The following is a 17691-nucleotide window of genomic DNA, read 5'->3' on the forward strand; positions in this document are numbered from 1 at the left end:
GCATCTTTGCCCTGCCCAGGAGGACGGCAGGCTCACTCGCCCAAGAGCTACGCCGATCAGCGGAGCACGCTCGGCGAAAGCGACGATGCCCGGGAGGGATCCGTCGCTCGGGGCTCCGGGGTTCGGGGTCCGGGGCTCTCACGCCCGGAACCCCGTCCCCCGTCACCCGTCCCCCGTTTCGTCCTTGCTCCGTCCCCCGTCAGCCGTCCCCCGTCAGCCGTCAGCCGGTCCCCGTGCTCCCGGGCGTCCCGGCGCCGGCCGTGGTCACTCGGCCAGGGGCAGGTACAGCCGGTTCCCGCTCGCCGCGAACTCCTTGGACTTCTGCAGCATCCCCTCGGCGATGTCGTCGGCTGTGGCGTCCTCGGCCCGCTCACCCCCGAACCGCTCCGTGATGCTGTGGCTGATCTTCATCGAGCAGAACTTCGGTCCGCACATCGAGCAGAAGTGGGCTGTCTTGGCCGGCTCCGCCGGGAGCGTCTCGTCGTGGAAGTCCCGGGCCGTGTCCGGGTCGAGCGCCAGGTTGAACTGGTCCTCCCAGCGGAACTCGAAGCGCGCGTCGGACAGCGCGTCGTCCCACTCCTGCGCCCCGGGATGCCCCTTGGCGAGGTCGGCGGCGTGGGCCGCGATCTTGTAGGTGATGACGCCGGTCTTGACGTCGTCTCGGTTGGGCAGGCCCAGGTGCTCCTTGGGCGTGACGTAGCAGAGCATGGCCGTGCCCCACCAGGCGATCATCGCGGCACCGATGCCGGAGGTGATGTGGTCGTACGCCGGTGCGACGTCCGTCGTCAGCGGGCCGAGCGTATAGAACGGAGCACCCTCGCAGATCTCCTGCTGAAGGTCGATGTTCTCCTTGATCTTGTGCATCGGGACGTGCCCCGGGCCCTCGATCATGGTCTGCACGTGGAAACGCCGGGCGATGCGGTTGAGTTCCCCGAGAGTCCGCAGTTCCGCGAACTGCGCCTCGTCGTTGGCGTCCGCGATCGAGCCCGGCCGCAGGCCGTCGCCCAGCGAGTACGTGACGTCGTAGGCCGCGAGGATCTCGCACAGTTCCTCGAAGTTCTCGTACAGGAAGGACTCCTTGTGGTGCGCGAGGCACCACGCCGCCATGATCGAGCCGCCCCGCGACACGATGCCGGTCTTCCGGTTCGCGGTCAGCGGCACGTACGCCAGGCGGACGCCCGCGTGGACCGTCATGTAGTCCACGCCCTGCTCTGCCTGCTCGATGACCGTGTCCTTGTAGATCTCCCAGCTCAGCTCCTCGGCCTTCCCGTCGACCTTCTCGAGGGCCTGGTAGAGCGGCACCGTGCCGATCGGCACGGGGGAGTTGCGCAGCACCCACTCGCGGGTGGTGTGGATGTTGCGGCCGGTGGACAGGTCCATGACCGTGTCGGCACCCCAGCGGGTCGCCCAGGTCATCTTCTCGACCTCCTCCTCGATGGAGGACGTCACCGCCGAGTTGCCGATGTTGGCGTTGACCTTCACCAGGAACCGCTTGCCGATGATCATCGGCTCGCTCTCCGGGTGGTTGACGTTGGCGGGGAGCACCGCACGGCCTGCCGCGAGCTCCTCGCGGACGACATCTGGGGAGACGTTCTCCCGGAGCGCCACGAACTCCATCTCGGGGGTGATCTCCCCTCGGCGTGCGTACGCGAGTTGTGTCACCGCCTGCACGTCACGGCCGCGGCGCGGCTGGCGCGGCCGGCCCGGGAACACCGCGTCGAGGTTGCGCAGCCCACCGCGGGGCGCGGTGTGCCTGATTCCGTCGTCCTCGGGGCGGACGGGACGGCCCGTGTACTCCTCGGTGTCGCCGCGGGCGACGATCCAGTTCTCCCGCAACGGCGCCAGGCCCCTGCGGACGTCGGTCTCGACGAGTGGATCGGTGTACGGGCCCGAGGTGTCGTACAGGGTGACCGACCGCCCGTTGGTGAGATGCACCTGGCGAACCGGCACTCGGAGGTCGGGGCGCGAACCCTCGACATATCCCTTGTGCCAGCCGATGGACTTCCCGGCCTCCTGGGACGAGTCGTCCTGAACGGAGGCAGGCGTGCGTGCGTCCTTGATGGTCATGAGACCTACTCCCTACGCCGGCATTACCCGGTAACAGGTTCAGCGGTCGACGCAGCGGTGTCCGCTCGCCATGTTCCACGTGAAACATCGCGTCTGCGGAGGTCAGCGCCCTCTCAGCCCGGTGCTCCGAGCTCCCGCGTGTGCAAAGGTCCTCTCACGCTAGCGTCTCTTCGGGCAAGCTGAACAGTGGGCCTCGCGCACTCTTGCGATGATTCGGTCCGTGACCACGACACAGCACCCGCCTCCGCCCCTGCCCTCCGAGCCGCCCCACGGCCATGGCGCCGGCGACGGCCACGGCCATGCGCACAGCCACGGCCATGGCCCCGCGGCCCCCGTGTCGCGGCACCTGCGCCGCGTCATCGCCGCGATCCTGATCCCGTTCACGGTGGCGGTCGTGGTCGGTCTGGCGGTGCTGTGGCCCGACGGCGTCCCCGCGCACAAGCGCACCGGCGTCGGCTTCGACCGGCAGTCCCAGCAGGCCACGGTCGCCAAGCTGGTGGCGGTGGACTGCAAGTCCGTGAACGCCTCGGGGGACACGCCGACCGGTGACACCTCCACCGCTGAGGGGTCCTCCGCCCTCCAGGAGTCGGCCGGCGCCTGTCACAAGGCGACGGTGCGCGTCGACACCGGCAAGGACAAGGGCCGCACATTCACGGAGATCGTCCAGCCGGACCAGTCACGGCAGTTGCACCAGGGCGAGAAGGTCGTGGTCGCGTACGAGCCTTCCGCGCCCAAGGACCTCCAGTACTCGGTGACCGACGTGAACCGCTCCTTCCCCATGGCGCTGCTCGCCGGCATCTTCGCCGTCGCCGTGGTGATCGTGGGCCGGATGCGCGGCGTGATGGCGCTCGTCGCGCTGGCCGTCAGCTTCCTGGTGCTGAGCCTGTTCATCCTGCCGGCGATCCTGCAGGGCTCGAATCCACTGGTCGTGGCCGTGGTCGGGTCGAGCGCCATCATGCTGATCGCCCTCTACATGTGTCATGGCCTGTCGGCCCGCACCTCGGTGGCGGTGCTCGGCACGCTCGTCTCGCTGTCGCTGATCGGTGTGTTGGGCTCGTGGTTCATCGGCTGGGCGGCGCTGACCGGCAACACGGACGACAACACCGGTCTGATCCACGGCCTGTACCCGTCCATCGACATGAGCGGTCTGCTGCTCGCCGGCGTCATCATCGGCTCCCTCGGTGTCCTCGACGACGTGACGGTGACGCAGACCTCCGCGGTCTGGGAGCTGCACGAGGCCAATCCGTCGATGGGCTGGCGCGGCTTGTACCGCGCGGGAATCCGCATCGGCCGCGACCACATCGCCTCGGTCGTCAACACGCTCGTCCTGGCCTACGCGGGGGCCGCCCTGCCCCTGCTGCTGCTCTTCTCGATCGCGCAGAGCAGCGTCGTCACGGTCGCCGACAGCGAGCTGGTCGCCGAGGAGATCGTACGGACGCTCGTCGGCTCGATCGGTCTGGTCGCCTCGGTGCCGGTGACCACGGCGCTGGCCGCCCTCGTGGTCTCGGCGGACCGCTCGACCGCCGCCGCCCCGGCCGCCCGGACTGCGGCGCCCGCTCGTGGGGGAAGAGGTCGCCGCCGCAGGCACTGAGTCGACTCGCGCGGGAGCGCCGTGCAGAAGCGTTACGGCACCCCGCTGGGGATCTGCCGTACCGCTGCGAGGAACCGTTACGGCGCCGCATGCGGCGTCAGCCCGCGCTCTGTTCCTCCGCCAGGATCCGGTCCAGCGCCTCCTCCAGATGAGCGTCGAAGTCCTCGAGGGAACCCTCCTGCCCGAGGGGCACCAGCTTGTCCGTGCGGTCGAGGAACGCCACGAGGGGAACCGCCCCGGAACGGAACAGCGCCTGGTCCGCGCCCACCTGGAGCCGGATCAGCACATCGCCGAAGGTGTCCTGCTCGGCGGGAGCGATGTGCACATCCCCCTCCCCGCACGGCCGGCCCACCCCGTCCACCAGCAGCTCACGCCCGAAGGCCCACGTCACGGGGGCGTCACCGGGCAGATGGAACGTCAGCCGCACGGCATAGGGATCACACGTGTCGTAATGCAGCTCCACCGGAATGCGGAACGAGAGCTCCTCCGACACGAGAAAGCTCATCATGACCTCTGCCTGCACCGACTCGCGCATCGCCTACCCCGTCAGTAGCCCTCGACTGGCCAGGAATGATCACCGGCCACCTGATGCAAGTTTGCTGAAAGTACACGGTAGATCACAAGGAGTGAGTTTTCAGATGCTGATAGAGAGGGCGCGTGTCCCCAGCAGCCTGCCGGCCTCCGCCTGCAACCGGCGTGCCGCGGGCAGCAACCGGTCCGCCTGGTGGGACGGAAGGGAGATGGCCACCGCGGCGGCCGTCGCCCCCGCGGTGAGGGGAATCGCGGCACAGACCGTCCCGAGCGCGTACTCCTGGCGCTCGACGACGGGGTCCATCCGCCCCAGGCCCTCCAGTCGCCGCAGCAGCGTCTGCTCGTCGCGCACGGTGTACGGGGTGATCTGCTGCACGGGGTGACGGTCGAGGTGGTCCCGGCGGGCCTCGGCGCCGAGTTGGGAGAGCAGGCACTGGCCGATCGCGTGGGCGTGCGCGGTCCGGCGGAAGTCGGCCCACTCCGCGACCGCCGGACAGGCAGGGGAGTCGGCGACGCCGAGGACCTCGACCTCGCCCTCGCGGTAGACGGCGTAGTACACGGGGACGCCGATGGAATCACGCCATTGTGCGAGCGCTTCACCCACCGTGCTGCGACGTTTCTGCTGAGCCGCGGCGCCGCTCAGCCGCTCGGCGGCCTCACCCAGGAAGAACACGCCCTTCTCCCGGCGCAGATAGCCCTCGTGGGTCAGGGTCCGCAGCAGGTGGTACGCCGTGGGGAGGGGCAGGCCGACCTCGCGCGCCAGCTGCTTGGCGGGGGCCCCGTACTCGCGGGCGGCGACGGCCTCCAACAGCCGCATCGCCCGCTGCACGGATCCGATGAGGGTGGTGGAGTGCGGTTGCACGGGCGGGCGGTGCGCCTCCGCCGGTGAGGTGCGCCGCTGTGCGGGCGGGGTGGGCGGGGCTGGTGAGTTCACGGGTGCGGTGCCAACCGTGGACAAGGTCACTCCCGGAGCGCGAGGGGGACCTCCCGTGCGGGGACGCGGGAGGGGATGCGCCGCGCGCGGGGCCTGCCGCGCGTCGAGCTCCGGACTTTAACGGTCGGCCGCCGCCCGCAGACCGCGTCACCGGCAAAACTTCCCCCGCCCGAGGGAACCTCAGATTCCTGTTACCGCACGCCCGTTACCGCACGCCCGGCGACCCGGCGGGCCGGGGACCCGGGGCGGCTCACCAGTCCCCGCGTGAGGTCGAGCTCGACATGAACTTCCGCACGATGTAGATCAGACCGCCGACCAGCGCGACGAAGAGCAGCACCTTGAAGAGCAGCCCGATGACGAAGCCGATGACGCTCGCTATCACGCCGCCGAAGACGACCAGGGCGATGACCGGCACCGCGACCCACTTCACCCACCACGGCAAACCCGCGAAGATCTCTCGCATCGCCTCGTCCTTGTCTCTCCACCCGTTGCCCCCCGACTCCTTCGGGGGCCCTGCTGTCCGGGTCCTGCGGTGTCCTGCCTTCGATGCTAGGCCCGCCGGGGGTGGGAACGGGCGACTCGCGCCCCTTGTCCTCCCCTGATCCTCCCCCTAGGGAACCCCGGGACGGGGCTCAGCTCTCGGGCGGAGAGAACACCACCAGAACCCTCAGGTCCTCGGTGATGTGGTGGAACTTGTGGGCGACCCCGGCGGGCACGTAGACGACGCTGCCACGGGCGACCTGGGTGGTCTCCATGCCGACGGTGAGGGAGGCGCGCCCGCTGACCACGAAGTACACCTCGTCCTGCTGGTGCGGGTTCTGCGGGTCGTGGTCACCCGCGCCCAGCGCGTACAGGCCGACCGACATGTTCCGCTCCCTGAGGAACTGGAGGTAGGCACCTTCGTTGGCCGCGCGCTCCGCCTCCAGTTCGTCCAGCCGGAATGCCTTCATCGTTCTTGTCCGCCCTCGCTCGGTACTCACCTCTGGCCCCGTCTGCCACGATCTGACACATGAAGAATTTCGTAGTCAAGACGATCGCCAACGCGGGGGCCCTGGCCGTCGCCGTCTGGATCCTCGACAAGATCACCCTGACCGGTTCGAGCACCGGCAAGAAGGTCGGCACCCTGCTCGTCGTCGCCCTGCTCTTCGGCCTGGTGAACTTCCTGGTCAAGCCCATCATGAAGGTGCTGACCTTTCCCCTGTTCATCCTGACGCTCGGCCTCATAACCCTGGTCGTCAACGCCCTGATGCTGCTGCTCACCTCGTGGCTGGCGGGCAAGCTGGACCTGAGCTTCCATGTCGAGGGCTTCTGGACCGCCGTGCTCGGCGGCCTGATCATCTCGGTCGTCTCCTGGGCACTGCACGTCGTCCTGCCCGACGAAGACTGAGTGAGCCGCATGCCCTATCGCGTCTGCTTCGTGTGCACCGGCAACATCTGCCGCTCCCCGATGGCCGAGTACGTCTTCCGTGCGCGCGTCGAGGAGGCCGGTCTCGCCGGCCTCGTCGAGGTCGACAGCGCGGGCACGGACGGCTGGCACGAGGGAGAGGGCGCCGATCCGCGCACCGTCGCCGTGCTGGAGGAGAGCGGCTATGACAGTGATCACACGGCACGCCGCTTCCAGCCGTCCTGGTTCTCCCGCCTCGACCTGGTGATCGCCCTCGACGCCGGGCACCTCAAGGCCCTGCGCCGCCTCGCGCCCACCCCTGGGGACGCGGCGAAGATCCACCTGCTGCGCTCCTACGCCCGTCCGTCACCCGAGAGCGCCGCGCAGGCTGCTTTCGCACCCGCAGGCGACGACCTCGACGTTCCCGATCCGTACTACGGGGGGATGGACGGTTTCGAGGAGTGTCTTGAGATGGTGGAGGAGGCGAGCCTCGGTCTGCTCGCCGCGGTACGGGAGCACATGGAGGGACGGGCGGCATGAATCCGGATGACACCGGCGTGGCCGGCGGGAGCGTCGGCGACGGCACCCGAGCGGTACGGGCCGGGCTGCCCGAACCGGTCAAGTACGAGCCGACCCTGCCGGGTCCCGTGTTCGCCGCGCACTACCACCTGCCCGGTGAGCCGACCGGGCCGTACACCTACGGGCGGGACGAGAACCCCACCTGGTCGCGTCTGGAGCGCGCCATCGGCGAGCTCGAGGCGCCCGGCGAGGACGGGGTCGAGACGCTCGTCTTCGCCTCCGGCATGGCCGCGATCTCGGCCGTCCTCTTCTCCCAGCTGCGCGCGGGCGACGCCCTGGTGATGCCCGACGACGGCTACCAGGCGCTGCCTCTGGCGCGGGAGCAGCTGACCGCGTACGGCGTCGAGGTGCGGACCGCGCCGACCGGCGGCGACGCTCAGCTCGGCGTCCTCGACGGAGCACGGCTGCTGTGGCTCGAAACCCCCTCGAACCCCGGTCTCGACGTCTGCGACCTGCGGCGGCTCGTGGCGGCGGCGCACGCGCAGGGCACGCTCGTCGCCGTCGACAACACCCTGGCGACCCCGCTGGGTCAGCGCCCCCTGGAGCTGGGCGCCGACTTCTCCGTGGCCAGCGGGACCAAGATGCTCACCGGGCACGGCGACCTCCTCCTCGGCTATGTGGCGTCCCGGGACACCGGCCTGATGGCCTCCGTGCGGCGCTGGCGCAAGATCGTCGGCGCGATCCCGGGCCCGATGGAGGCATGGCTGGCACACCGCTCCCTGGCCACGCTCCAGCTGCGCGCCGATCGGCAGACCGCCAACGCCCTCGCGGTCGCCGAGGCACTGCGCGGCCGGCCGGAGGTGACCGGACTGCGTTATCCGGGCCTGCCCGACGACCCCTCGCACAAGATCGCCGCGCAGCAGATGAGGCGCTTCGGGTGCGTGGTGTCGTTCTGCCTTCCTTCACGCGCGCGTGCCGACGGTTTCCTGGACGCGCTGCGCCTCGTCGACAGCGCGACGAGTTTCGGAGGGGTGCGGTCCACGGCCGAGCGGCGCGGACGCTGGGGCGGTGACGCGGTGCCCGAGGGCTTCATCCGCCTCTCCGTGGGCGCCGAGGACCCCGAGGACCTGGTGGCGGACGTGCTGCGCGCGCTCGACGAGTCGGCGCGGTGACCACGTCCCGAGCGGCGGCCGGTGCCCCGGCTGCGCGCACGCGGGCTCCGACGTGCTGTCTCTGCGGCCCCGTCCATGAACAGCGGACGGCGGACGGCGGACGGCGGACGGCGGACGGTCCGAGCCTCCCCCCTCGTGGCTCGGACCGTCCCGGTTCTGCGCGCGAAGAACCGCGCGACCCAGGCTAGTTGACTCTGTGTCAGTGTCCAATCACGCTAGCGACAGAGACCTATCGACTTATTTATAGTTGGCGCGGTCGGGGGTGTGGAGCGGGAAGGGAGCACCATGGATCTGGCCCTGCTGCGCACCTTCGTGACCGTGCACCGGGCCGGCTCCTTCACCCGCGCCGCCGCGCTGCTCGGCCTCTCCCAGCCGGCCGTCACCTCCCAGATCCGCACCCTGGAACGGCAGCTGGGCCGCCCCCTCTTCCTGCGCCGGGCGCGCGGGGTGACCCCGACGACCATCGGCGACGAACTCGCGCACAAGGCGGCACCCCACCTGGACGCCCTCGTGGAGATCGCCGAGGCAGGTCTCGACGACCACGCGCCCGTACGCACGCTCCATCTCGCCGGGCCACCGGAGTTCACCGCCGAACGTGCCCTGCCCGCGCTGGCACAGCTGACCGGCGACAACGGCCCGGGGCTCGCCCTGCGCGCCTCCTTCGGCAACGCCGACGAGACGCTGGAAGGGCTCGCCGCCGGACACCATGATCTGGCCATCACCACGACCCGGCCACGCGGCGCCCTGCTCACGGCGATCCCGCTCTGCGACGAGGAGCACGTGCTGGTCTCGGCCCCGACCCTGGCCTCCCTCATCGGCCCCGGGAAGCTGCGCCGCAAGGGTGCGCCCGCCCTGGAGGACTTCCCCATGGTGGAGGTGCACGAGTCGCTGCCGTTCGTCTCCCGGTACTGGGCCTCCGTCTTCGACTCCCGCCCGGCCGCCTCCGGCACCGTCATCGTCCCCGATCTGCGGGCCGTCCTCGCGTGCGTCGCCACCGGCGCCGGTCTCGCCGTGCTCCCGCGCTACCTCTGCGCCATGGCCCTGGAACGGGGCGACGTGGTGGCACTCCACGAACCGGCGGTACCCCCGCTGCGGACGTACTTCCTCGTGGTCCGCACCGGGACGTTGGCCATGCCGCACATCGCCCGGGCGCACGAGTGGCTGCTGCGGGCGGCAGCGGACTGGAACTGACCGGCCACGGTGGGCGAGGTCAAAGGGGACGGCGGCCGGCGGCGGAGCGGCGCCGGACGGGCTGCTGACCAGGGCGTACCTCGGCCGCGAGCCCTCCACCGCCCACGTCACCCTGTGTTCACGCGGGGTTCGACGCCATGTGGGGTGCGGGATGTTTCACATGGAACGGGCTGGGCCACATTTCACCCATGACCGTTCGTCCCGTGGTCAAGCGCACCGCCCGTGCCATCCTGCTCGATGGTGAAGACCTCATCCTGATCAAGCGGACCAAGCCCGGCGTCGATCCCTACTGGGTCACCCCGGGTGGCGGGGTGGAGCCGTCGGACCCGACGGTCGTCGACGCGCTCCACCGGGAAGTGCACGAGGAACTCGGTGCCAAGATCACCGACGTGGTGCCCTGTTTCGTGGACACGGTCGAGCACATCGGCGAGGACGGCGGCGCGACCGGTGTGAAGGTCCAGCACTTCTTCGTCTGCCGCCTGGAGTCCATGGACGAGAGCCTTCGGCACGGCCCCGAGGTGGAGGAGCCCAGCGGCGAGTACGAGATCGTGCGCGTCCCCTTCACACGTGTGGGCATCGCGTCGGTCCATCTCGTTCCGCTGTCGTTGCGGCACTACCTCGACGGCAACATCGAGGGTGTACGAGCGATGCACGCGCCGGACCTGGGCTGACGTTCCTACGGGCCCTACCGCACCAGCGCATAGGCCTCCCACAGGTCCCGCCCGACGTAGGAGTGGGTGGCGCGACCCGTCAGATGCCGGTCCGCGTTGACCGCCACGGACACGGGCACCGCTTCGAACAGATCCCGGTCCGACATCGAGTCTCCGTAGGCGACACAGTCGGCCCGCCGCACCCCGAACTCCGCGCAGAGCCGGTCCGCGACGTGCACCTTGGCGGCGGCGCTGAGGAGCCCCGCCGGATCCACCGGTTCCCGGAACGGCAGCGGGGGGAACCGCGAACCGAACGCCGCATGCGCGCCCCACCCCGTCAGCCGCTCGACGAAGAACGAGGGTGAGAGCGAGATGACCGCACAGTAGTCGCCGTCCTCGCGGATCTGTGCCCACACCTCCTCGATGCGGGCCAGCCAGGGAGCCGCCGCGAAGGCCGCCGCCACATGAGCCTCCGTGAGCGCCGACCACAGGGCGTGCACCTGCGTCGCGTACTCGGGAGGACCGATGCTCCCGCTCGCGATCGCCCGGTCCAGCGCCACCGTCTCGGTCTCCAGGCCGAGTTGCCGCGATATCTCGACGGGTGCGGAGGTCCCGTGCAGCAACGTCCCGTCCAGATCGAAGAGATGAAGTCTCGCCATGTCCGAGGAGGCTAGTGCTGTGGCCGTGTTCCCCGCCCGAAGGGCCTTCCCCGGCGTCCGGTCATGACGGGGGTCTGCGCCGTTTCACGTGAAACGTCTGTCGTGCGCCGCATCTGCCTGCCGCCATGGCCAAAAGCGTGTCCGCTCGACCACAAACCGGTGGACGCCGGACGTGCGGGTCGGACAGCCTGACCTGCGTGCCAATGCCTCCTCTCGCCGCCCTGCCCATTCGCCGGCTGACGCCCCGGGATCTCACCGCCTGCGCCGACCTGTCCGAGGACCGGGGCTGGCCCCGGGAGGAACACAAGTGGGGCCTGCTCCTCGCCGCAGGAACGGGGTACGGCATCGACGACCCCGAGGGCGGTCTCGTCACCGCCTGCGTCGTGACCGGGTACGGCTCCCGGCACACTCCGGATCTGTGCGGCATCGGCATGGTCCTCGTCGCCGAGCGGCATGCCCGCCGGGGCGTCGGCCGTCGGCTGATGCGGCACGTCATGGCGGAGTGCGGCACCTCTCCGCTCACCCTCTACGCGACCCCCAACGGGCGCCCCCTCTACGAGGAACTCGGCTTCAAGGCCACCGGCAGTTCCGAGATGGTGCTCGGACACTTCACGGCCGACGGACCGACGTCGGCCGTCGCCACGCGGCCCGCCACCGCGGAGGACCTCACCACCCTGGTCCGGTTGGACGGAGAGGTCTTCGGCGTCGACCGCACGCACCTGATCACCCGACTGCCCGCCTTCGCCGACCTGGTGCGGGTCGCCGAGGACAACGGGCGGATCACCGGGTACGCGGCCGCGTGGCCCAACATGGACACACATGTCGTGGGCCCGCTCATCGCTCGGGATCTCGGGACGGCGAAGGCCCTCGTCTCCTCCCTGGCCGCCGCCACGGACCGCCCGCTGCGCACCGATGTCGACGTGCGGCACGCGGACCTGCTGGCATGGCTCAAGGAGCGTGGTCTCGCCTCCGTCGGCTTCAACGCGGTCATGACGCACGGCGTCCCGGACCTTCCCGGCGACTGGCGACGGCGCTTCGCTCCCTTGACGGTGGCGGCAGGCTGAGGACGCGACGACGCACACGTGTGTGCCCCCGGTTCCGCGGGGGCACACGGTCCGGTCGGAGAGCCGACTCCGCTCAGTGGTGGACGGTGCTCCGCCGCTCGCCGGACACGGCACTCGTGGCGCCGACGGCGACCGTGCCGGAGACGGGACCGCGGCGCTCCAGGGCGGCGGAGAGGAACGCGAGCAGCAGGGCAGAGGCGGCCAGGAGGGCGCCGACCCAGTTGGGGGCGGTGTAGCCGAGGCCGGCCGCGATGACGATGCCACCGAGCCAGGCCGACAGGGCGTTGCCCAGGTTGAAGGCGCCGATGTTCGCGGCCGAGGCGAGGGTCGGGGCGCCGTGCGCGTGGTCCAGCACCCGCTTCTGCAGCGGAGGCACCGTCGCGAACCCGAGAGCACCGATCAGCGCGATGGTGAGCGCGGCGAGCACCTTGTGGTGCGCGGTCACGGTGAACAGCGCGAGCACGAGGGCCAGGCCACCGAGCGAGGCATACAGCATCGGCATCAGGGCACGGTCCGCGTACCGGCCGCCGATGAGGTTGCCGCCGACCATGCCGAGACCGAAGAGGACGAGCAGCCAGGTGACCGAGCCGTCGGCGAAGCCTGCGACATGGGTCATCATCGGTGCGATGTAGGTGATGGCCGCGAACACTCCGCCAAAACCGAGAACGGTCATCGCCATCGCGAGCAGCACCTGGACGTTCTTGAGGGCGGCCAGTTCGTGGCCCAGGTGAACACCTTCCGGCCGGGGCATCTCGGGCACCAGTCGCGCCACGCCGAACAGCCCGAACACGCCGAGCGCGGCGACGAGGGCGAAGGTGACGCGCCACCCGGCGGACTGTCCGACGAGCGTGCCGAGCGGGACGCCGACGACATTGGCGACGGTCAGGCCGCTGAACATCATCGAGATGGCTCCGGCCTTCTTCTCCGGGGCGACCAGCTCGGCGGCCACCACGGCGCCGATACCGAAGAACGCGCCGTGAGCGAGTGAGGCCACCACGCGGCCCACCAGCATCAGCGCGAAGGCCGGGGCGACCGCGGAGAGGAGGTTGCCGAGGACGAACAGACCCATCAGGACCATCAGCATCCGTTTGCGGGAGACCTTGGTGCCGAGCGCGGTCATGACCGGCGCACCGACCACCACGCCCAGGGCGTATCCGGTCACGAGCAGGCCGGCGGTGGGGATGGAGACCCCGAAGTCGCTCGCGACCTGGGGCAGCACACCCATGATCACGAACTCGGTGGTTCCGATTCCGAAGGCCCCGATCGCGAGGGCCAGAAGCGCGAGAGGCATGGGGGTACACCTTCCCAAACGATTGCATGAGCGTCTTACGCTCTCGCACAATAATTGCAGACGCGCTATATATGCAACCGCTGACTATTGCAGAAGTGCTCTACCCTGGAGCTGAGCCGCTCCGGGACGGAGGACAACGCCATGACAGCGACGGATCCCTCGCTCACCGCCCTCGCCCAGGGTTGGTGCGCCCTCTCCCTGCTGCACGGGAGGATCGAGGGCCACATCGAGCGCGCCCTCCAGACGGGACACGGCCTGAGCGTGCGGGAGTACTCGCTGCTCGACGTGCTCAGCCGACAGCACGACGGCGACGGAGGACATCTCCAGATGAAGCAGGTCGCCGACGCCGTGGTACTCAGCCAGAGCGCCACCACCCGGCTGGTCACCCGGCTCGAGGACCGCGGTCTTCTCGCGCGCTACCTCTGCCCCACCGACCGCCGCGGCATCTACACCAACGTCACCGAGGCCGGCCTCAAGCTCCTGGAAGAGGCCCGACCCACCAACGATGCCGCCCTGCGGGAAGCGCTCGACGAGGCGGCGAAAAACCCCGAACTGGCACCGCTGGTCCGCGTCGTCGAATCCTTGAGCGTATCCGCCTGAGGCCCGCTCGCACCCTGCCCACGCGGCTGCCGCACCCATCCGCTTAGGGTGCCGTCATGGGAGATCTCGACATTCGCCCCGCTGTCGCGGCCGACGTCCCGGCCATTGTCGCCCTGCTCGCCGACGATCCCCTCGGTGCCCAGCGCGAGTCACCCGACGATCTGACGCCGTACCTGAGCGCCCTGGAGCGGCTGCGCGATGACCCGAACCAGCACCTCGTGGTCGCCGTGCGCGACGACCGTGTCGTCGGCACCCTCCAGCTCACGATCATCCCTGGGCTGTCCCGCAAAGGCGCGACCCGCTCGCTCATCGAAGCCGTACGCATCCACGCCGACGAGCGCGGCGGCGGCCTCGGGGCACGGCTCATCGAGTGGGCGATCGACGCGTCCCGGCGCCACGGCTGCCGGTTGGTCCAGCTGACCTCCGACACCACGCGCACCGACGCCCACCGCTTCTACGAGCGCTTGGGCTTCGAGGCGTCTCATGTCGGATTCAAACTGCCACTCTGAGACTCCGGACGAAGGGGCGTGTTTCACGTGAAACACGCCCCCGCGACCCGTCCTCTACTGGATCCCGCTCCACCCTTCGGGATCCACGCCACCGGGCACGGGAGCCCCCTCGTCGTACGGCTGTCGCGTGAACACGAAGGACCCCAGGTCCAGATGGCTCACGGACCCGTCCGGCCGTCGTACGGCCTTCAACAGCTCTCCCGCGTAGTAGCCGTCGAGCCCCGTCCAGGTGCCATCGCCGTTGGACCGCAGGCGTGAGCGACGGCCCACGCCGGACAGCGGAGCCAGCGAGACATCACCGTCGCCCGTCAGCCGCAGGACAAAACCCTCCGTACCCCAGTACCACTGCCCCGTCAGTTCCAGGACGGACGGGTCCACACCGGGAAGCGGCCGCCACGGCTCGGGAATCCGGGGCTCGGCCTCGGCCACGATGCCGACGAGGTCGGCCGCGACAGTGAAGGTCGACGGCCCCGAGGTGCAGTTGGCCAGTACCACAGCCGCAGCATCGTCCTCCACGCTCAGGGCGAGACCCGCCAGAAAGCCCGGCAGAGAGCCGGAGTGCCCGACGAGAAGGCGCCTGTCACGACGCTGGAGCTGCAACCCGAGACCGTAGGCGGAACCGTCCCTCACATCCTCCGCCTCGGCGGGCGCCGCGGGCGTCCGCATCTCCTGGACGGACTCCGCGCTCAGCACCTGGTCGTCGCCCCGGGCCAGGAAGACGGCGAAGCGCGCCAAGTCGCCCGTCGTCGACCACAGTTGACCGGCGGGCGCCATACGGCCCAGATCCTCCGCAGGCTCCGGGAGTATCACGTCCGCCCATGGATGCACCGCCCAGCCACCCGCGTGCGGCGCCTGCGGTCGACAGCTCGTCCGGTGCAGACCCAGGGGCTCCAGGACCTCATGCCGCAGCACGTCCTCCCACCGGGCAGCGCGCACCTCCTCGACCAGCGCGCCCAGAAGCGTGTAGCCCGGGTTGGAGTAGTGGAACCTGCGACCGACCGGGTGCCGCAGCGGCTGCTCGCCCAGCACATCCGCGAGCCGGGGGCGCAGCGAGCCGGGCGTACGCTCCCACCAGGGCGCGGGCGACTCGGCTGCGAGACCACCGGTGTGCGCGAGCAGTTCGGCGATGGTGGCCTCCCCCACGCCGGTGCCGGGCAGGTGCTTCTCCAGCGGGTCACCGAGATCCAGCGCACCCTCGTCACGCAGCCGCAGCACCAGGACCGCGGTGAAGGTCTTGGTGATGGACCCGATGCGGTACTGGACGTTCTCGTCCGGGGCATGGCCTTCCACAGAGGTGCGCGCACCGTGCCACACCGTCCGCCCGTCCCGTACGACGGCAGCCGCCAGCGACGGCGCCCGCCCCTCCGTCTGAGCGACGGCGATGCGGTGCAGCAGCGCCCTGCGGGTGGCGGGGAGAAGCTCTTCCTGAGATGTCGTCATGCCCCCAGTCCACCCGGCCCGGCCTCCCACGTCGAGCGCTTTGATTCCGGGTCGCCCGCCTCGGACGGCTGTGGGGCCCGCGTCGCGTGACATGGTGATCTCAGATGATGCGGGCCCCGATGCCGTCGAGCAGACAATCGAGGCCGATCTGGAAGGTGCGGTCGGCATCCAGATGGGCGGCATCACGCACCACCGTGGCCAGCGCGGGGAATCGGCCGGTGGCGAAGGTCCGCTCCAGATAGGGCCCCAGTGATGCCTGCCAGCCCTTCTCGTCCATCCCGGTGGCCCGCTCGGCACGCCGCTCGGCGATCTCCCGACGCACCGCGCCGATCACGTACGCGTTGACTGCCGCGACCAGCGGCATGATGGCGTCCACGTCGACGCCGCGCAGTGCGGCCACCACGGTCTCCCCGCTGGCCAGCGCGTGCGGCCCGAGCTGGGGTCGGCCACCCAGGAGATCGGCCAGCCATTCGTGCTCGTGAGCGGCGTGCCGAGTGGCTTCGGCGAGCGACCGGAGCACCTCCCGCCAGCCGTCTCCGACCGGCCGGATCTCGGCGTGGACGGCGTCGACCATCAGGTCGAGCAACTCCTCCTTGCCGGCGATGTAGCCGTACAGCCGCATCGGACGGACGTCCAACGCGGTGGCGACCTTGCGCAGCGACACCGCGTCCAGGCCGTCCGCGTCCGCCAGTTGGATCGCCGCTCGCACGATCCGCTCCCGGCTCAACGGGGCCGGCACGGGTCGATCCGGTGGCTCCGGCCTCTCCCACACCAACATGGCGCTCACAATACATCGCACGGATCGATACACTGTATTGATCAATACGGTGTATCGAAGGAGGCAACCATGACCATCGCCATCGTCGGAGCCGGCCTCGGCGGCCTGGCCCTCGCCCGTGTGCTGCACGTGAACGGCATCGACGCCGTGGTGCATGAACGTGAATCGTCACGCGCGGCGCGCGGTCAGGGCGGCATGCTCGACATCCACTCCGGCCAGCGGGCACTGCGCGAGGCCGGTCTGATCGACCAGTTCTCCGCGATCGCCCGCGGTGAAGGCCAGGACATGCGTCTTCTCGAGCCGGACGGCACTCTGCTGCTCCAGGAGGACACGCCCGACGACGCCCCGCTCGATCGACCCGAGGTCGACCGCGCCGATCTGCGCAACCTGCTGCTGGATTCCCTCCCCGAAGACGTGGTCCGCTGGGGACACACGTTCACGTCCGCCGACAACGGCCTGCTGCACTTCGCCGACGGCAGCAGTGCGACGTACGACCTGCTGGTCGGCGCGGACGGCGCGCAGTCCCGGGTCCGCGCACTGCTCACCGACGCCCGCCCGGTGCACATCGGTCAGAACGTCGTCGAGATCGGCATTCCCGACATCGACCGCACGCACCCCGACCTCTCGGCGATGGTCGGGCGCGGCAACTACTGGGTGCTCGGCGACGGAATATCCCTGGCGGCGCAGCGCAACGGCGACGGCCGCGTCCGCATCGGCCTCAGCTTCTACCACACCGCCGAGGACTGGTTCACCACCAGCGGGATCCCCTTCGACGACCCGGCCGCCGCCCGGGCGCGGCTGATCGACCTGCTCCCCGGCTGGGACCCACGGTTCACCGCACTGATCGCGGCCTGCGACGACACGGTCGTGCCGCGGTCGATCACCAGTCTTCCGGTCGGCCTGACCTGGCCGTCGACGCCAGGCGTCACGCTGCTCGGCGATGCCGCGCACCTGATGCCGCCGGTGGGAGAGGGCGCCAACATGGCGCTGCTCGACGGCGCCCTGCTCGGCCTCGCGCTGGCCGCGCAGCCGGACGACTTTCCCGCCGCCGTCAGGGAGTACGAACGCGAGATGTTCGAACGCACCAGCGCTGCCGCCCGGATGTCCGCGGACATCCAGGAATTGCTGATGTCGCCGGATGCCGCCCGGAGCATGCTCGCGTTCTTCCGACCCGACGGAGTCTGAGACTCGAGCGCCGACCGTCGGCCGGCTGCCAGTGGTGCTTCGCACGACCAGCGGGCGTCTTCGGGAGACTGTGGATTCCAGCGTGCCGGGAGGTCATCTGGGGACCGGCCCGTTCCGGGGTGCCCG

The 17691-nt window shown here is 70.2% G+C and carries 19 protein-coding genes and 1 riboswitch; of the genes, 10 read left to right on the forward strand and 9 right to left on the reverse strand.

The features are described from left to right. Window positions 1–264 precede the first annotated feature (264 nt). Window positions 265–2067 (reverse strand): phosphomethylpyrimidine synthase ThiC, encoded by a 1803-nt coding sequence (gene thiC / locus ACFYMU_RS00385; RefSeq protein WP_388366150.1) that lies wholly within the window; start codon window positions 2065–2067, stop codon window positions 265–267. Beyond that, window positions 2060–2215: riboswitch (TPP riboswitch) on the reverse strand. It overlaps the preceding gene by 8 nt. A gap of 72 nt (window positions 2216–2287) precedes the next feature. Between thiC and ACFYMU_RS00390 the strand changes: the two genes are divergently transcribed. Further along, entirely contained in the window at window positions 2288–3658 is a 1371-nt protein-coding gene (locus tag ACFYMU_RS00390; RefSeq protein WP_388366151.1) for a YibE/F family protein, read from the forward strand. 97 nt (window positions 3659–3755) lie between these two features. On the opposite strand, the gene ACFYMU_RS00395 is transcribed toward ACFYMU_RS00390, so the two are convergent. From ACFYMU_RS00395 to ACFYMU_RS00410, 4 genes are all read right to left on the reverse strand, one after another. Further along, window positions 3756–4193 carry an SsgA family sporulation/cell division regulator gene (locus tag ACFYMU_RS00395; protein WP_388366153.1) on the reverse strand — a complete coding sequence of 146 codons (438 nt, stop codon included), beginning with the start codon at window positions 4191–4193 and terminating at the stop codon, window positions 3756–3758. 99 nt (window positions 4194–4292) lie between these two features. Continuing rightward, window positions 4293–5018 (reverse strand): IclR family transcriptional regulator, encoded by a 726-nt coding sequence (locus tag ACFYMU_RS00400; protein WP_388366934.1) that lies wholly within the window; start codon window positions 5016–5018, stop codon window positions 4293–4295. A 355-nt stretch (window positions 5019–5373) separates the two neighbouring features. Further along, window positions 5374–5586 carry a DUF5326 family protein gene (locus ACFYMU_RS00405; protein WP_388366155.1) on the reverse strand — a complete coding sequence of 71 codons (213 nt, stop codon included), beginning with the start codon at window positions 5584–5586 and terminating at the stop codon, window positions 5374–5376. Window positions 5587–5755: 169 nt separating this feature from the next. Continuing rightward, the gene (locus ACFYMU_RS00410) at window positions 5756–6073 is read right to left on the reverse strand and encodes a cupin domain-containing protein (protein ID WP_388366156.1); all 318 of its coding nucleotides are present in this window, start codon (window positions 6071–6073) and stop codon (window positions 5756–5758) included. Window positions 6074–6132: 59 nt separating this feature from the next. Here ACFYMU_RS00410 and ACFYMU_RS00415 point away from each other — a divergent pair, with 59 nt between their 5' ends. From ACFYMU_RS00415 to ACFYMU_RS00435, 5 genes are all read left to right on the forward strand, one after another. Continuing rightward, window positions 6133–6510 (forward strand): phage holin family protein, encoded by a 378-nt coding sequence (locus tag ACFYMU_RS00415; protein ID WP_388366158.1) that lies wholly within the window; start codon window positions 6133–6135, stop codon window positions 6508–6510. A 9-nt stretch (window positions 6511–6519) separates the two neighbouring features. After that, the gene (locus tag ACFYMU_RS00420) at window positions 6520–7047 is read left to right on the forward strand and encodes a low molecular weight protein-tyrosine-phosphatase (protein ID WP_388366160.1); all 528 of its coding nucleotides are present in this window, start codon (window positions 6520–6522) and stop codon (window positions 7045–7047) included. Beyond that, window positions 7044–8198 (forward strand): cystathionine gamma-lyase, encoded by a 1155-nt coding sequence (locus tag ACFYMU_RS00425; RefSeq protein WP_388366162.1) that lies wholly within the window; start codon window positions 7044–7046, stop codon window positions 8196–8198. The genes ACFYMU_RS00420 and ACFYMU_RS00425 overlap by 4 nt, the downstream gene beginning before the upstream one ends. 285 nt (window positions 8199–8483) lie before the next feature. Beyond that, window positions 8484–9389 carry a LysR family transcriptional regulator gene (locus ACFYMU_RS00430; RefSeq protein ID WP_388366164.1) on the forward strand — a complete coding sequence of 302 codons (906 nt, stop codon included), beginning with the start codon at window positions 8484–8486 and terminating at the stop codon, window positions 9387–9389. 188 nt (window positions 9390–9577) lie between these two features. Then, entirely contained in the window at window positions 9578–10060 is a 483-nt protein-coding gene (locus ACFYMU_RS00435; RefSeq protein WP_388366166.1) for an NUDIX domain-containing protein, read from the forward strand. Between the two features lie 14 nt (window positions 10061–10074). On the opposite strand, the gene ACFYMU_RS00440 is transcribed toward ACFYMU_RS00435, so the two are convergent. After that, a complete protein-coding gene (locus tag ACFYMU_RS00440; protein ID WP_388366168.1) occupies window positions 10075–10698 on the reverse strand; it encodes an HAD family hydrolase in 624 nt (207 codons plus the stop codon). Between the two features lie 197 nt (window positions 10699–10895). Here ACFYMU_RS00440 and ACFYMU_RS00445 point away from each other — a divergent pair, with 197 nt between their 5' ends. Next, window positions 10896–11762 carry a GNAT family N-acetyltransferase gene (locus tag ACFYMU_RS00445; protein ID WP_388366170.1) on the forward strand — a complete coding sequence of 289 codons (867 nt, stop codon included), beginning with the start codon at window positions 10896–10898 and terminating at the stop codon, window positions 11760–11762. 73 nt (window positions 11763–11835) lie between these two features. Here ACFYMU_RS00445 and ACFYMU_RS00450 read toward each other — a convergent pair whose 3' ends face one another. Then, window positions 11836–13053: an MFS transporter gene (locus tag ACFYMU_RS00450; RefSeq protein ID WP_388366172.1), complete on the reverse strand. Its 1218-nt coding sequence runs from the start codon at window positions 13051–13053 to the stop codon at window positions 11836–11838. Between the two features lie 141 nt (window positions 13054–13194). On the opposite strand from ACFYMU_RS00450, the gene ACFYMU_RS00455 reads away from it, so the two are divergent. Both ACFYMU_RS00455 and ACFYMU_RS00460 read left to right on the forward strand, forming a co-directional pair. Then, entirely contained in the window at window positions 13195–13653 is a 459-nt protein-coding gene (locus ACFYMU_RS00455; protein WP_388366174.1) for a MarR family winged helix-turn-helix transcriptional regulator, read from the forward strand. Window positions 13654–13709: 56 nt separating this feature from the next. After that, window positions 13710–14162 carry a GNAT family N-acetyltransferase gene (locus ACFYMU_RS00460; protein WP_388366176.1) on the forward strand — a complete coding sequence of 151 codons (453 nt, stop codon included), beginning with the start codon at window positions 13710–13712 and terminating at the stop codon, window positions 14160–14162. Between the two features lie 54 nt (window positions 14163–14216). Here ACFYMU_RS00460 and ACFYMU_RS00465 read toward each other — a convergent pair whose 3' ends face one another. Further along, window positions 14217–15602 (reverse strand): serine hydrolase domain-containing protein, encoded by a 1386-nt coding sequence (locus ACFYMU_RS00465; RefSeq protein ID WP_388366178.1) that lies wholly within the window; start codon window positions 15600–15602, stop codon window positions 14217–14219. 100 nt (window positions 15603–15702) lie between these two features. Continuing rightward, window positions 15703–16380 (reverse strand): TetR/AcrR family transcriptional regulator, encoded by a 678-nt coding sequence (locus ACFYMU_RS00470; protein WP_388366180.1) that lies wholly within the window; start codon window positions 16378–16380, stop codon window positions 15703–15705. A gap of 69 nt (window positions 16381–16449) precedes the next feature. Between ACFYMU_RS00470 and ACFYMU_RS00475 the strand changes: the two genes are divergently transcribed. Further along, on the forward strand, window positions 16450–17565 hold the full coding sequence (locus ACFYMU_RS00475) for an FAD-dependent oxidoreductase (RefSeq protein ID WP_388366181.1): 1116 nt from the start codon (window positions 16450–16452) through the stop codon (window positions 17563–17565). Window positions 17566–17691 lie beyond the last annotated feature (126 nt).

The organism is Streptomyces sp. NPDC007264 (assembly GCF_042869095.1).
Lineage (GTDB): Bacteria > Actinomycetota > Actinomycetes > Streptomycetales > Streptomycetaceae > Streptomyces.